At 37.7% G+C, this 15,968-nt stretch carries 10 protein-coding genes and 2 pseudogenes; 1 reads left to right on the top strand and 11 read right to left on the bottom strand.

Going from position 1 to position 15,968, the window contains the following annotated elements:
* Positions 1-187: 187 nt before the first annotated feature.
* Positions 188-647, bottom strand: a pseudogene (locus tag CWC18_RS21530) (transposase); the annotation flags it as partial.
* Positions 648-868: 221 nt separating this feature from the next.
* On the bottom strand, positions 869-1,639 hold the full coding sequence (locus tag CWC18_RS13335) for a complement resistance protein TraT (protein ID WP_138675436.1): 771 nt from the start codon (positions 1,637-1,639) through the stop codon (positions 869-871).
* 154 nt (positions 1,640-1,793) lie between these two features.
* Here CWC18_RS13335 and CWC18_RS13330 point away from each other — a divergent pair, with 154 nt between their 5' ends.
* The gene (locus CWC18_RS13330) at positions 1,794-5,900 is read left to right on the top strand and encodes a VWD domain-containing protein (RefSeq protein ID WP_138675435.1); all 4,107 of its coding nucleotides are present in this window, start codon (positions 1,794-1,796) and stop codon (positions 5,898-5,900) included.
* 9 nt (positions 5,901-5,909) lie between these two features.
* Here the strand turns inward: CWC18_RS13330 and CWC18_RS13325 are convergent, their stop codons facing one another.
* From CWC18_RS13325 to CWC18_RS13285, 9 genes and pseudogenes are all read right to left on the bottom strand, one after another.
* The gene (locus CWC18_RS13325) at positions 5,910-6,656 is read right to left on the bottom strand and encodes an autoinducer binding domain-containing protein (RefSeq protein WP_138675434.1); all 747 of its coding nucleotides are present in this window, start codon (positions 6,654-6,656) and stop codon (positions 5,910-5,912) included.
* Between the two features lie 10 nt (positions 6,657-6,666).
* Positions 6,667-7,905 (bottom strand): class I SAM-dependent methyltransferase, encoded by a 1,239-nt coding sequence (locus CWC18_RS13320; protein ID WP_171041108.1) that lies wholly within the window; start codon positions 7,903-7,905, stop codon positions 6,667-6,669.
* A gap of 420 nt (positions 7,906-8,325) precedes the next feature.
* Positions 8,326-9,312 carry a Calx-beta domain-containing protein gene (locus CWC18_RS13315; protein ID WP_138675432.1) on the bottom strand — a complete coding sequence of 329 codons (987 nt, stop codon included), beginning with the start codon at positions 9,310-9,312 and terminating at the stop codon, positions 8,326-8,328.
* Positions 9,313-9,319: 7 nt separating this feature from the next.
* A complete protein-coding gene (locus tag CWC18_RS13310; RefSeq protein ID WP_138675431.1) occupies positions 9,320-9,811 on the bottom strand; it encodes a hypothetical protein in 492 nt (163 codons plus the stop codon).
* Positions 9,811-10,449, bottom strand: a complete 639-nt coding sequence (locus CWC18_RS13305; RefSeq protein WP_138675430.1) for a glycine zipper family protein — start codon at positions 10,447-10,449, stop codon at positions 9,811-9,813. The genes CWC18_RS13310 and CWC18_RS13305 overlap by 1 nt, the downstream gene beginning before the upstream one ends.
* Positions 10,442-12,565, bottom strand: coding sequence for a hypothetical protein (locus CWC18_RS13300; protein WP_138675429.1), 2,124 nt, complete (start codon positions 12,563-12,565; stop codon positions 10,442-10,444). The genes CWC18_RS13305 and CWC18_RS13300 overlap by 8 nt, the downstream gene beginning before the upstream one ends.
* Positions 12,558-14,792, bottom strand: a complete 2,235-nt coding sequence (locus CWC18_RS13295; RefSeq protein ID WP_138675428.1) for a hypothetical protein — start codon at positions 14,790-14,792, stop codon at positions 12,558-12,560. The genes CWC18_RS13300 and CWC18_RS13295 overlap by 8 nt, the downstream gene beginning before the upstream one ends.
* 31 nt (positions 14,793-14,823) lie before the next feature.
* Positions 14,824-15,231 (bottom strand): hypothetical protein, encoded by a 408-nt coding sequence (locus CWC18_RS13290; protein WP_138675427.1) that lies wholly within the window; start codon positions 15,229-15,231, stop codon positions 14,824-14,826.
* Positions 15,232-15,513: 282 nt separating this feature from the next.
* Positions 15,514-15,954 (bottom strand): annotated as a pseudogene (locus tag CWC18_RS13285) (leucyl aminopeptidase family protein); the annotation flags it as partial.
* Between the last annotated feature and the right edge of the window lie 14 nt (positions 15,955-15,968).

The raw sequence follows: 15,968 nt of genomic DNA, 5'->3' as shown, positions 1-15,968 counted from the left end.
CTTTGTGGATTGAGTCAGGGGTGACAGCGTGGAGCATATTGTGCAAAATAGTAAACGCATTCATGGTGGTTAGGTCTGTTGTTTTTGGCGATTCATAAGATCACAAAACACCATGAATGTTCCCTCATTTCTCAAATTTTTTAATATTTCTAGCTCTCTGATATATAAAGGCTTATTCTGGAGATACTTTAGGTTGTTTACCCCCTTTTGCTAATTCAATGCGTTTTTTATGCTGGTATGGTCTGAGGTTTTTGAGGTTTTTGAGGTTTTTGAGGTTTTTGCCATCTTGGCGCGAATTGGGTTTAAGTCTATATACGCCATACACGTAGCTAATGCAGCTTCGTCGAACAGAGCCGGAGACTTAAAACGGCCTTGCCAAAAACGGCCTTTACAGTTGTCTTCTTCATTCGCTTTTCGCGCAATATATCCGTTTAAAACCCGCATAAACCAACTAGTATCAGACAAGCGCTTCCTGAACTCTTTTATTGCTCTCTCTAAAAAACCTGCTGACTTTTATCCTGCTCCACAACAGCCAAAAAATTTTGCGCATGAAGCGCTCTCTTAAACAATTTATGCCAACGAATCACCACTAAATTTATTCGCTTTTGATCATCTGCGTACAGTACAAAGTGAGTGTAATTACTCATCACCGCATACGAACAGACAGCAATTAAAAAATACTTTATATGTAGTGGTACATTGCCTGTTATGATTCGTTAAACGCCTCATAGCGCATAGTCAAATGGCCTTCTTAATATCCATTAATCGTATAACGAGTTAGATTACATCAAAATAATAAGTAAGCCGCTGGTGGTAACAATTTATATGTGCGGCTTAGCCACATAAACCTAATTTACCCTTCTTTTGCTTACAGCAAGCCTGAAATCGAGTTCACTAATCCCCTAATTAATTGTGGTTCAGCCTCTGCAAACTTTAAATTTACTTTGTTGGCTGTAGACACAATTCTAGTTTGGTATTTCTTACGATCTGTAATTTCATTCGAAGTAACAGATTTGTAACCTGAATTACCCTGCTTAAGCTTTGCTTGATTATTTTCTTGAATCTTTACACCAGACTTGGCACGTTCTGATACTTGTAAATCGGTGACTATATTAAAATAAACATCTTCAATTAATGAATCAGCTACAAAACCTGCTGCTGCGCCTAATAATGTCGCTGCACCTTGTCCGTTGCCACTCCCAAATTGTGCGCCAACCACCGCACCGGCTAATGCACCTCCATAGCCCTGGGAAAGAATACCTTTATTCTCATCAGCCGTTGTAATGCCAGCTTTTAAAATATTTGCTTGAATCCAAAAGTGCGCATTATCCGGATCATGAACAATCTCATAGCCCTTTGCTGATAATGCCGTTTTTATCTCTGTTTCAATCACTAAACCTTGTTTATCAGACGTATTTCTCAGTTGTAGAAACACTGTTCGCTTCTCTTGACTAACAGGGTCTAGAAAAACTGAGTCACTCATTTTTGTTTGTACACGTAAGTCACGCTTTTTAACTGCAGTATGCATTGCATTACATCCAACTAGTTGCAACAGCATAACAGCAAATAACAGTGTCCAAGCTAAATTGACATATTTATATTTCGTAATTGTGGTATAAATTTTAATGTTGTGTTCCATTGAGACAATCCCATTTGTACTGAATTAGACACAGCGATTTTTAATCAAAATAACCCTGTTGAATAGGGTCGAAATTTCTACCCTTACCTCCGTAATTATGACTCGGCATCATAAAGATTAAATTTTCTTTAGCATAAAGGTATCAAGGATAATTATGGCGACAAGTATTTTTAAAAAATTAAAGTATATCTATTTACTGTTACTAATATGTTTAGTCTCAGCCTGTGGTTCAAATGATAACGATCCCCCTAAAAGCAACCAAGGAAGTGCCGCACCAATTGTAAATGCTGGGCACGATCAAGAAATTAATGAACTAACTATGGTTTCATTATTAGGTCAAGTTCAAAGCGATAATAGTACTTCGACTCGTTTTAAATGGCGTCAAATTTCAGGACCAAGTGTCGAAATTATAAATGCAAATAGTCAAACCGCTAGCTTTTTAGCACCTGATGTAGATGCCAATGATATCCTCACATTTGAACTGGAAGTGACTGATAGCAACAACATTAAATCAACAGATCAAGTCAGTATAAAAGTTAGTAATCTCAACAGTATAGATATACAACTCGCTAAAGAGCCTCCTCTGGCTAAGGGAACTTGGAGCCAACTAGAATTAGAGCTAGTAAGTACATTTAACATTGCTTCGATTGTATGGAAAACGGAAAATCCTGTGAGTATCCAAACTCAAGATGAGTCACAAAATAAAGCAATTATCACTGTACCTTATGATTTTGCTGCTGATGAAATAAAATTCATAATTGTCGCAACAGATAACACTGGTTTTACGCACACTAAAGAGCTTGAGCTTCCCATCACCGCAGCCCCGACATTTGTTGAATATACAGAAGAACAAGATACCATTGCGCTAGAAAATATCGACATTGTGGCTATTGCAGCAGATTCAAATACACTGACACCGGCTAATCGCCTCGATCATGGTTACCTAACCCATGTTTTTGATCAACAAGCTCAATTAAACTTAATACCTAAAAAAGGGTCTTTACATATTGAATCTGGAGAACTGAGTGATATTCAAATTGGTGATGTCATTGTCGGCATCACAGCTGATGGTAAACAAGGGTTTATGAGAGAAGTATTGGCCGTAGAAAATAGCAATATAATTACTCAGCCGGCGCCTCTTAATAAAGCTTTTCCAAACGCAGATGTAAAAATTACCCTAAATGTCAGCAATACCAACACAAACTCAGTAGTTAAATCAAAACGTGTAGACCACTCCCAATCTCAAAAAGCATCTTTTGAGCCTGCAAAGCTTCAATTTGAAAGAACGTTACAGCATAAATTCAGTGAAGAAGTTACCTCGGTTGTTGAATTAAAAATGGATTCAAGTGTCGAGATAAATATAGATTTCTCTATTATTGAGGGAAAAGTAAAAAGATTTTCTACCATTGCAAAAACAGATTATCAAACAAAATCATACCTTAAAGTAGATTATGAAAGCCAAAGCTCCCTCACCCGAGAAAAGCTTTTTAAATCCTTAATTAATAAAAACCTAAAAGTTTTAGTGGGTCCAATTCCTTTACTTTTAAACTTAAACCTTCAGCCTAAATTGGTTGCTCAGGCTGCCAGTGAGAGCAAAGCTTATTTAAAAGTCGGCTTGAATGCTTATGGGAATTATCAAGCAGGCTTTGAGTACGCTAACGAACAAATAAAAAATATTAACGAGATATCCCCGTCGCTCTCTGGCATTGGCCCTATTTATGATTTAGCCGCTACCGCTACAGCTAAAATTAATGCTGAATTAGGGGTTGTTATATCTGCTTATGAGATATCAACAAAATTGCCTGTATTGGGCAAAGTTAAGCTTGATGGACCTGGAGTCGGTGTTGCAATGGGACCTTACGCAGACTTCATCGTTAATAGTGAATTAAACGATCAAACGGCAAAACCCAAGTGCCATGCTCAAATGAATTTAGGCCTCGATGTAGACGCTAATTTAGATTATGGTTTTTTAGGTTTTTTACTCGCCGTGGAAGAGCAAGACAAGCAAAAAACAATCAACCTTTATAATACCAGTAAACCGATTTGGACCAGTGATGAATGTCCTTTTGAACCAAGCTATGGCCATTTAGAAGGCCAGATAACAAACACTGAAGGCCAACCTATAAATGGCGCAGCACTGTCATTAAAAAATACAATCACTGACAGGTCTTTCTCACTTAATAGTGATGAAAAAGGACTCTTTGCCGCGAATAATTTAGAGGCCGGTAAGTATACCATTATCGCTAAAAGTACAGGGTATCAAGCTGATAAGGTTATCTTTGACGTTAAAAAGGATGATACAAAAACATTATATTTAACTTTATTCGCAGGCGATAATAATGATGATGACCAAGTTGAAGATGGCCATGGGAACAGTAAAAAATCAGCCAGTGTAATGGGCGACCCGCACTTAAGAACATTCGATGGTGTGCAATATGGTTTTCATGGTGTCGGTGAATATATATTAACTAAATCTGATGTAGATAATTTTGAAGTCCAAGCAAGATATATTGCTTTAGAAGGAAGAAACAGCGTGTCATTCACGGGCGCTGTTGCAGTAAATATTGAAGATACTCGACTGACGTTTTATCCATCAGATACAGGCCTTGCAGTGCTTAAAGATGGTGAGTTAATAACGCTGGAACAAAAAAAATTGGCACTGCCCAATCAAGCGATAGTCCAAAAACATAATACCCGTGAATACACGCTTCAATGGCAAGATGGCTCCATGATGCAAGTAATTAAACGGGCCAAGTTTATAGATCTGAACATCACTTTAAATAATCAGCGCTCTGGCACTATGCATGGACTTTTAGGGCACTTTGATGGCAATGTCGACAATGATTTAGTCGATGCACAAGGAACTCCTCTTGAGGATAAATCTAACTTTAATGAACTCTATGACTCGTATGGAAATAGCTGGCGAGTTAATGGTGAAAATACCTTGTTTGATTATTTCAACGATGAAACCCTTGAAAGCTTTGTAGACCTTAACTATCCCAGAACACTCATGACGCCCGCAAGGCTGATGGCTCAAATAGGACAAATAGAGTACCAGCGCATTAAGTTATTATGCGAGCAATATGTTACTCAAAAAGCACGTTTAGATGCCTGTATCTTAGATAGCGCGTTAACCGGTGACACCAGTGCGCTTGATGCTTACAGGCTTATGGCTTTACCTAAAGCAAGCCTTGAGATTACGGTACCACCAACACTCACTTTAACTTCTCCTTCACCAGGGGCTATTCTAAGCAGTAATATTCTAATCTCAGGCGATGTCCAAACTGAACAGGCGGATATACAGTCCCTTGCGCTTTCTGTAAATGGCGCTGAAAAAGTAGATATCAGCTTTGCTCTGTCTGCTGGCACATTTCAACTAACCCAAGCAGCTGAGCAATTTATTGAAGGCGAAAATAGCATTATCGTTTATGCCACAGACACAAATGGGAATACTGCAAATACCATAGTAGGATTTACCTTCGACAAAGGTGTGGCGCCTTTGGCTGGTAGCGACTTAATTGTATTTAACGATGTCAATATATTAGACAATACAAGAATTACATTAGGAGATAACACACAGTTTGCTGAGAATTTAGTCAACTTTACAGGCCAAGGCGCCCGCTCAAAAGGTACTAAAATATTATTTGACCGCGCACATAATTCTAGGTGTAGCACTCAATGTACTTCATTAACTGGTTTATACCGAGTATGGGAAAACCTTGGATTTGAGGTTATTACAGCATACAATCAAGACAGCTGGGATCTTTCCGACCCTCTTATTAAAACCATCATATTATGGATCCCTCAAATTCCTTATACCGACACCGAAATCTCTCAGTTAAAACAATTTGCGGCTGAGGGGGGCAGAATTGTATTTGTAGGTGAACATGAAGGCTATTATCGAAGTGAAGGTATTGCTCTTGAAAATGCTTTTTTAGAAAAAATGGGGGCGTATATGAGAAACATAGGTAAAGATGTATATGGCGGCAATACTTACTTTTCTAAAAATGAAGATAATACCCACCAAGTAATGCATCAAGTTGATACCTTGGTATTTAACCGTGTGTCTTTGTTATCTCTTGGTCCAAATGACTACCCTTTAGTCACCAGTGACGATGGACTAGATGTTATTGCTGGCGTCGCTCGAATCAATATTAATCAATCACAAATACCAACAATAAGTGTGAACAAAAAAGAAGCGACAAAGCGAACAAAATTCAAGCGCCCATCCCCCATTATTTCAAATAAAACGACCGATTAACTAGGTTACTTAGCTAAAATAGTGCCCAAGTGAGTATAAAAGCTTATCTTTGGGCACGTTTCCATGTTTTTTACGAAACTTGTCGACCACTTTAGATGCATAACGATAACTGATTCCAGTATGATCTTCTATTTGCTTCATTGGCTTTCCTGACACCAAATAACGCATAACGGTACGCTCAGTATCATTCATTTGAATATAGTTATCATAAAGCTCAGCAACTAAATTGGGATCCGAGAAAATTTTGCTGTGTAATGCGCTACAAAAAAGTGTGATTTGTTCTGATTGCTTGTCGACTAATTGATTAAACTCGTCATCTTCGAAATTACTATACAAAGTTGTACATGCATACCCTCTTTGGTCGCACATCAAGGGGATAACAAACCCATTTACCAATCCGAATTTATCTTTTGCATGTTGTAACGTTGCAACTTGAGTCGGGGTAGGGTTTAAAGAATCAATGTCTTTCCACCAATTTATTGGTGATGTATGACCACTCAAAATTTTTGCCACAAAAACATCAAATTCAGGTCTAAATAACTCTTTCTCTTGATAGTGTTGTAGATACTCTAACGGCGCACCTTCAGTTGGAATAATAATAGGCAGCTGATTAACATGCTTTACAAAGTCATGGCTTGGTAAAAAGCCATAGACAGCACTATCAAACCCAAGGTGCGAAATTGCATTATAAAAATAATGACTATACTCAGCTTTATTTTTAGAGTTAAGTAAATCGACCAAAAGTTGATAGTGCATACGTGTTTCCTTACTTAGTTGCAATAATCAAATTAACCGCACCATGATAGTGAGTATTATCTGTATGTGTAATGGTAAAGCCGGCTGTTGTTAAACCATTTTTAAGTTGCTGCATAGTATAAAAGTTAGCATAGTAACTTTCTACAAATTGTAAGTTCATCCGTTTAAAGTCCTCTGCAGCAGGGTGACCTCTAAACTTAGCTTCATATAACCCTATCATATATTGCATATGTTCTTTGGTCATTTTTTCATTAGGGTTGGCAATGATAATTTTGCCCCCTGACTTTAATAGGTTGGCACTATGCTTAAAGACCAAAGAAGGATCACTGACAGCATAAAAGCTATTCACGAAAGTGACTACATCATATTTTACTTCACTGACAAACTCTTCAAACTGAGAATGATAAACCGAATACGAGCTTGCTTGTTCAAGCTGGAGTATATTCTCTCGCGCTTTTACTATCATTTCTTGTGCAGAGTCAACGCCATGATATAAGGACACATCTTGCTTTAGAAAAGCGGCTAAATTTGCATTCCCGCATCCACCATCGAGTACCTCGCCTTTAACACTCTGTGAAATAGCGGAATATAGTTCGACTTGTGGCGGCGCCATAATAGCGTCAAACGCACTGCTATATTTATCCCAATGAGATCTCATCATAATATCCTTGTACTTAATTTTTTCGCTGTTGCTATATCTTAAAAACTGTCTTCTATTTAAAAACTCAAACCCTTTATTGTGGATCTGGTTTAAGTCAACAACTAAAGCCGTGATCTTTTCTTTTGATCCTATATCAAAATTACAATTGCCCTTAATTGTTACAGCATTAAATAACTTCCTGTAAAATTTATCATTTTTCTTTAAGATAAAAAACAATCGTTCATAGCCTTTTTGCTGTGCTCTGTCTAAGATCAAGCCAAACATAATTTTCATTAAATTATCGTCTTTTTCACAAATACTAAATTGACCAACGACAACGTCTTTTCCAGCTATAAAAGGCTTAATGATATTGGCTTTTACTTCTTGCCATATTTCTTCATTTTGATAAGTCTCACATAGCCCAAATGTCGATACAGGTAAAGCACGATGACTCTTCATGTCTGTAATTAAGAATAATTCAATATTCTTCTTATCTATAATCTCCCTCGATACTTTAACGGCAGGAAAACTCGTATCATAATTTCGCTTAACGACATCGACAGCAAGATCAATATTTTTATTTGTACATGCTTCAATTTTATAAGGCATATTAAATCCTCTCATTTAAATTTTTTGTGAGAGGCAAAATCTGTCTGCAGCCAGAAATCACCAAGTGTCAATCAGCTAAGAACCACCGCTACAATCGCGCTGCTCTGTGCTGACACCATTAAGATTACGGCTAAATCCTCAATTTACGAAGGTCGCAGAAAGGAAGAAAAAACAATATAAAAATCATAACATTGAAACAAAATTTTCTCATAGGAAGCAAACAGGAAAAGAGTGGAAATCAATCTTGACGAAGGTGTTGAATATGTGTTTAAGCACATGGTTACATGCTTAAAAGCACCATAAAGCAAGCATATAAACACAGCCTTTGAGGCAATTATATTTATTTAAATAAGTGAAACATGTCGACTAGTTTGGAGAACAGCAAGCCACTCTATGTGGCTTGTGTACTAAGGTAAAAAATTAAATGGCATTGGTTGGAATCGTCGAGCCTTGATCTTCATCTGTAACTTGGCGTAAAGCATCTAGCCACTGGGGTGTATTGGTAATGCGTGAGCTTAAATACTCTAAAAGCTGAGTTTTCATAACGCGCGTCGCGGCGTATTGCGTTTTAAACTCACCTTTTTTTAATATCTCTAACTGTGAATTTAACGCATTTTCTATGACATTTGGGTCTAACTCTTCTGCATCTTTAAATAAAAACAAATATTTTTCCCTCGCCCTTTGAATATTATCACTGGTGTCATTAAACTTATTTACTAACACAGGGTTTGGCTCATTCTGACCTGATAAATATTCACTTAATAACTCAAGCTGCTTTAAATCATTTGCTAAATCTGCGGCTAAAGATGACAAGCTACTTACCAATAAGTGCCCTTTTTCTAATAAATCTTTATTAACTCCAGCCTCTTTTATTACCACTAGATGCTCAGGTTGCGCAGCGACGTTCTCTAAACTCACATAAAAAGTTTCATTGCGCTCATACACATCCGAATCTGGCGTAATTGAGACTCTAATGATCTGCTCACGCTGCCCTTTTTGAAAAAACACAGATTTTGACAATACCGTATAGTCTTGGCCGGCTATTGCAGTACCAGCTCGAGTGTTAAATTGAATACTTTGCGTTTGTTCAAAAAACTGTGTTCTTTGCACAATAATTTCAACAATGGCGTCTTCTTCATATACTTCTGTTTTAGCAGACTTAAACTGCACATGGTGATGTATTGTAGGGAAAGCAATCGGAAAACTTGCAACTGCAGCCAATGTCAAAGTACCAACATACATACCTATTTTATGCCAATGCGTTTTCCACCTTGCAAACTGTAAAGCTTCTCCACACAGTGAACAATGTGCAGAGCCTGATTTTGTAATCAATTTATGCTTACGGGCATCATCACAATGCGCGATATTTGCACAGAAATATGTTTTCTCTTGTGGTCTTAAATTCATTCTACCCTCAATCCAACATATCTATTTCTTTAACCAACTTTGTCATTTCAAGTTCAAGTTTATCAAGTAGCTGAGTACGATGATGCTCTTGTTTAGCCTTGCGAAATTCTCTTAATACTTCTTCCCTGCTGGTATTGAGCCATGGATGCAAAGTCTGTAACTGCGTAATTTTTGCTTGATTGGCATCATCGCTTTTTACAAGAAGCGCTACCTTATCAATTAATTGATCACGGGCTGTAAGTAATTCTTCTAACTGCTTTTTTTGATCAGTAAGCGTGACTTGCAACGCCTTGTTAGTATGGTTGCGAGACGCATTTTCAGTTTCAAGCGCGCGCATTTGCTCATTGATATTTATGGCTCTGCGCTCTAAGGCAGCTTGACGTTGTTTTGCTTTCTCTTCATCCCACCCGAACAGTCCACCTTTCGTTGGGTCTCCTGTTGTTTTGCACCCCGATAAATACACCACAGCGCACATCAGCAATAAACGAAAATTATACATTAATATAATTTCCGTCTATCTAGCGATGCTAATTGCAGGTGTAACTTCTCTAATGCTTTTTTTTCTGCTTCTAGTTTTGTCATCACAGTCTCACTTTGCGATACCAACTGAACAGAAATCGCCGCTTTTTCCTGTTCAAGCACGTCTTTTTGATAAGCAATCTCATCTTTTAAAATGGCGAGTAATTTATTTGATTTTGATAGAGAGGTTGAGATTGACTGCTGGCTTTCTTCCAAGCCTTTAGTGTCACTATGGACCTCGGCACGCTCAGCTCGAAGTGCTTCCAATTGCGCTTCATGTTGAGCAATACTTTGTTCAATTAGAACACGTTCATCTTTTGCAGCTAAAAGCTTTTGCTCCGCATCTTTGAGGACGTCTAACATATAAGCTTCAGTGTTGGCATAATCTTGTTTTTTCTTAACAACGCTTCTGCCATAAAGATCACCTATTAATGCACCAACCGCTGCACCTAAAAGCGCAGATTGTTTATTATCTCCCAATACCAAACCAATGGCGCCACCTATCATTGCACCTGTTGCGGCACTTTCTGCACGGGTTTGTGTTGAATCTGTGATAGCACACCCAGATAACACAGACACTAACATTACAGCGCCTATTAATTGTTTCTGTTTATTCATTTCCTTTGTCCTCTAATGCCTCTTTGCTAGGCGACAGCACGTCAGTTAACTCTTCTAATGCATTGGTTTGAACTTTTTGAGAGTTTGGGAGCATGTCCATCAAGCTAGTTTGTGCAAAACGAGTATCTGGATACTCTTTGCGGATAAGCGCTTGACTTTCTTCTAAGTCATCAAAATCGTCCAGCTCTACCAAAAAGTCTTTTTGCTTTGCAACAATTTCATCTGCTAGCGTCTTTTTATACCCATGCTGTTGCTCTAAGCCATCAAGCATGTGATCGATGTTGATTTGCTCTGTTTTTGCAATCGACTCAAGTTTGCGTTCACGAGAACCTAATTGTGCTTTGATGAGATCCTCATCTTTAATTTCAAGTCGCTCAATAAATATGTCCATCCCTCGACTGCTTTTAAGCGCGGTGGTCACTTCATTCAATAATTCAGCTTGCAATTTTGAGTTAAATTCTCGTTTATTTACCCAAAGATCTATTGAAGGGATGAGTAATGGCGAAGCATTTAACAAACGGACTATTTCTTCGTGAATATCATGTAATTCACTTTCTATTGCGCGCTTTTTACAAACCACATCAGACTCACTTTTAAACATCGCTTTAGTCTGTCGCTCTGGTGAATCTATACAATAGCCAAAGTCCCATTTTTCAAATGTTTCCCAGCTATCCGTCGTCTGCTTAACTAGCCCCAGTACCTCAAATGCGCTATTGAATGTATATTCCGCCCCCCCTTGTTCAGTATTAAAGAAGCGTTTGAAATTAATCTGGACTTTCTGCCCTCTTAATTCTTCTAATCGCATTGCATCTTCAGACTCAACAGCCATTAAAGATTTTACATCTGCTTTTAGTCCATGCTGTTCCTCCAATCGGGTGGTTATTTCTTGCGTGAGTGTTGGTCTGACAACTTTTTCAAATTGGCTCAGAGCTTCATAATGATTAAACTGATCGTTCAGCATTACCTCTTTACAAATATCATGTACCAAGATTTTAATGCGATCTAAAATTTGAGCTTGAGTAATACCAAGTAAATCAATTTGGTTGTCGTTCTCAGCGCTAGCAAACAAATGACGGTATTTTTCAAACTGTCCTTCCTGCGCCTTAATTTCGAGTCGAATATTTAACCTTACACGGCTGCCGAACATACCAGTTTTAAAAGCGCCATCATCCTTATCAAAAGTCAGCATTAAACCGTTTAATAAACGTAAAGGGGCAATATTGGGGAGAGTATGGAAAGAATTTAATTCATAGCCTATTGCATTGGCTTGCGCTTGTACGCTTTGCTTAACTTGATCCGAAATAGACACCGACTGACTAGTCGCCGTTTTAAAATTGCTCAGTAAATCCATTTCAGATTTACCTAAAATATGCTGGCGAATTGCTCTATCAATTCCCTCTTTCATATGCTGAATAACGCCATCAATGTCTTTAATTTCTGACTTTCTATAAGCCTGATAATTATTGAGCATCAATTGACACTCAGATGACACTTCCAAACCGGTTTCTTGGATTTGTGTTTGATAATTAAAATCAGCATATCGCTCGGGAGCATTTCTTAACGTAAAGCCAATGTTGAAGTCCATTCCCTTGAGCTCTATCGTCATTTGCTCTGTCACGGCTTGGTTTAATCTACTGCTTTCCCCACGCTGTAATGCTTGCTGATAAAATTCATCTAATAAATTAGCCTCACCCATAGAAGTACATTTCGCATATAAATTAGACATACAGATATGAAGATGTTTATCTATTAGATTCAATAATCCGCGCTCAGGTATGCCAGACATACTTAATATTTCTACAAGCTGTTTTGCCTCGACTTCATCACTTACCCGAAGCTGAAAAGTCGCATAAAAATCAAGGGCTATTTCACTGGCACCCTCATGCCACGAAAAAGGCAATTTTTTAATTACCACGGGCTTTGTATGCGATTTAACAAAGAAATACTCATAATATTTTTTGTTAAAAAAATCACTCAAAATTGCCCCTTCATTGACGACTTCGTTTTTTTTGTTATGCCAAGTAACTATGAAGCCCTGACCATGCACTCTGGGGTTATGGTAATTCGACTCAACTTTTCGGATTAAATCACTTAAATTCGAAATATTTTCATCCATGGGTAAGCTCTCTTTTATTTTTAAACTGCTTGGTCAACTCTTTACAAATTTTATGGCGCCCTTTTAATAGCGCACGCAATGCTTTATCTCTGCCACAGCTACGGTATTCATTTAAAGCTTGCTCACAAAGCAGCTTTAAATTCGCTTTGAGCAAGCGATACTCTTGCTTGTCACATGTCGCTGCTAAATTCGCCATTATGAATTCAGATTTTTCTTTTAATTGTGTGATTAATACTTCAGCCTCCCCATTAATCGCTCCATCTATCGTCATGAATGTAGAGTCGATGCGATATCTGATCAGCACTAAGGCATTAAAAATTAATTGGATGTTTTTTCCTCTGTATTGTTTGTGCTTTGTAAGAAGCAAACAAAGCTTATCGAGGTGGTGAGCACGCATAAGCACGTCGATAAAATATGACTGTGCTTTGTCTTTAACACACTCTTTGGGATCCTCAATTCTATAACACAAGCTCAATACAAATAGCCGCGTAATAAAAGTGGTACATCCAAAGTACTCGTCGTCTTGCGAGAACAATTTTTCAATAACCTGAAGTAAATTGTCTGGATTTGAAGAAAGGTAACCACTGTAGTAATGGCGAATAATGACAACCCCTGGACTTGTTTGAGCCTTATCAGTGGCAGTTAGGCTTTTTGCTAGCATACTCTCAAGGTATACCAATGTTGCGGTATTTTTAAACCCAACTCCCAATGCCAACACGTTAAATACACCATAAAGTCTATTTTTATAGTCAGACCAGGTTACTTTCAATTTACTAGATACGTCGTTAACTAAAAAAGGAACCCAGTTTTTGATATAAATTGAAAAACTAGGGTTATCGAGCAGCTCCTGCTCTTTTTGCATCGCATCTTTATGAATCTCATAAATAAAATTTTGAATGCTTTCAGAGAAATGCGCATACTTTTTCAACGCCTGAATCCACTCAATAAAGTGTGCAAACTTTGATTCAGTGCCACTCAATACTCGACTTTGATCGAACTTTTCTCGCAGGTAAACCGCATTAATATCTATAATACCTACACTCGATAACTTACTATACAAATAAGCCAAGTCACCAAATAACTCGCTTCTTTTATCAATATCTTTATCTAAGGGCTGGTCAAAAACAACTCCTTCAATGATGCCTGCTACTTCTTTTAATAAAAACGGGCAATGTTGTAAAAAAGCAGCTCGGCACGCACTAATTTTATCTGTTGACCTTAATTGTACACTCCCTTGAAACTGCTCTGACGGATGAGAAATTTCAAGTTCAGCAGCTTGAAAAATAAGATCGGGTTGTCGCTTCCATAATTCAAAATCAGTTTCCAATTCATCTTGAGTAAAACTGACCCAATAGCCTTCAGGGCGAGCACTGTTCATCTTAGCTTCAAATACAAGAGTAATTGTTTGCTCAAAGACAGTGATAGGAATATTGGTAAACCAACATGCCATTAACTTAAGCGTGTTGTGTAGCCAATTTTCAGATAAAACCTTTTCGTGATTGTCGCCAACTTCAATACGTGGGTTAATGTACCCGCCTGAAAATATAGACCCCATATTTAAATAATTACTTATTTGATGCGCCTTTTTTCCGTCACCTTCACTATCTAATACAAAAATCACCGCAGTCTGGTTGTCTTGAAGCGCTTGCGATAACGCAGTCAAATTCTCTCGCGCTTCAACAAACTGCTCTAATTCGTCTAGATCAGACAAAGACTGTCGAATGACACTCTTTGTCTGGGATTGCTCAAAAGGAAATCGCTTATCTAAATACTCCCTTATAGAGGTTGCACCTTGCCTAACAAAATAGGACTCTTTATTGGTGTTGCTCAAAACGCCTGTAATAACATCTGAGATAAAGTACTTATTGTCATTATTCTTTTCTAAAATAAGCCAGTGGTGTTTTTCTAAAAATTGCGCTGCTTGACTGAGGTCTGATTGCGTCAATAATTGAGGAGATAAACACGATATAGGAAATGCTCTAGGCGCCAAAGGCTCTAATTTTGTGTTCGTTAAGCGCTTATCCGCAAAGTAGTTGTTAATTTGAACGTCACGATTCCCCTGGAACACACTCTCTTCAAAAGTACTATCTTGAAGATTATTCTCTTCAAATTGATTCAGCTGAGATAAGTCTAGAAATTCATCCCCATTGGCTAAATGCTGCCTAATTTTAGAGTCTAAATTGTCCTTTTCAGTACTATCAGAAACTCCTGTAAATCTAAAACTCATGCCCATCCTCTAATCTATCTAATTTCTGCTATTATTCCTTGGATCCAATATGAAGAGTAACATCACCAACACCTTGAATAAGAAATGCATTGCCTTCGAAATTACCATGATTATTATTGATCGTACTCCTTTGAATTTTTTCCTCCTGTTTAGACTCGACTTTTTCTTGCTTGAGTCTTTGACTATGAAACTCAAGCGCTTCCTCTGTATTAATTTTCAGATAATTTAATAAATTTAATAAATTATACGCAGTGCCTGAATTTAGAGGCGCTTTATCCGCCAAATACCCTTCTTTTTTATAATTACTAATACTGCGAACTGTTAAAAAAGCCCCAGCTTCAATCAACCTACTTGATAGGGCACCATCTTCTATTCGTTTAACGATTAATTGCCTTAAGGATTCGAGCTGTTGTTTATCTGAAAAGTTATATTCACTCATAAATAGCACCCAACATTAAATTTTAATTTACATTTGTACACAAATAAAAAACCCAAATCAAACATTAAAGAACAAAAAACAGACTAATAACAAACCCAATGAGAATATCATCCGCTACAAACATCAAAATTAACTTAACAGTATTAGGTAAAAGCAGGAGGCGGTGATGAAGGGAAGAGAAATGGTTAATACAAGTTAGAAAACAGCTCATCTAGTTAAAATATATAAAAAAGACCTTTGCAAATTGAAAGGCCTTTTAATTTTTTAATATTCGTAATTTAATCAGTTAATTTGCCTTCTGACTAATTGTTCTAAGGTAAGTATGCCCCAGCCCTTTGAACCTTTAGGTGCTACAGGGATGGCTGAGTTTAGCCAATCTACAGCTACAATGACTAAATGAACCCATGGTAAATTTTCACCAACAAAGGTACCAACCACTGCGACACCAATACTGCCGCCAGGGTTGCCGGCACCTGAGTTTTTGATATCAGCAATATCAGATTTAATTCGCTTAAAGTAGTTAGGGTTTAGCGGTAATGTTCATACTGCTTCACCACTTTTTTCGCCAATTGACATCATATTTTGCGCAAGTGACCAGTCTCGCGTGATCATAGCAGCATATTCATCGTTTAGCGCTCGTGCAGCAGAGCCCGTTAGAGTCGCAATGTTCACCAGTATACGAGGCTTGAATTCATCTTGTGTGAAACGCACTGCATCAGCTAATAGTAAACGACCTT

Origin of the sequence: Pseudoalteromonas aurantia, assembly GCF_005886875.1 — a bacterium.
GTDB classification, from domain to species: domain Bacteria; phylum Pseudomonadota; class Gammaproteobacteria; order Enterobacterales; family Alteromonadaceae; genus Pseudoalteromonas; species Pseudoalteromonas aurantia_A.
This window is presented reverse-complemented; position numbering and strand designations above follow the sequence as displayed.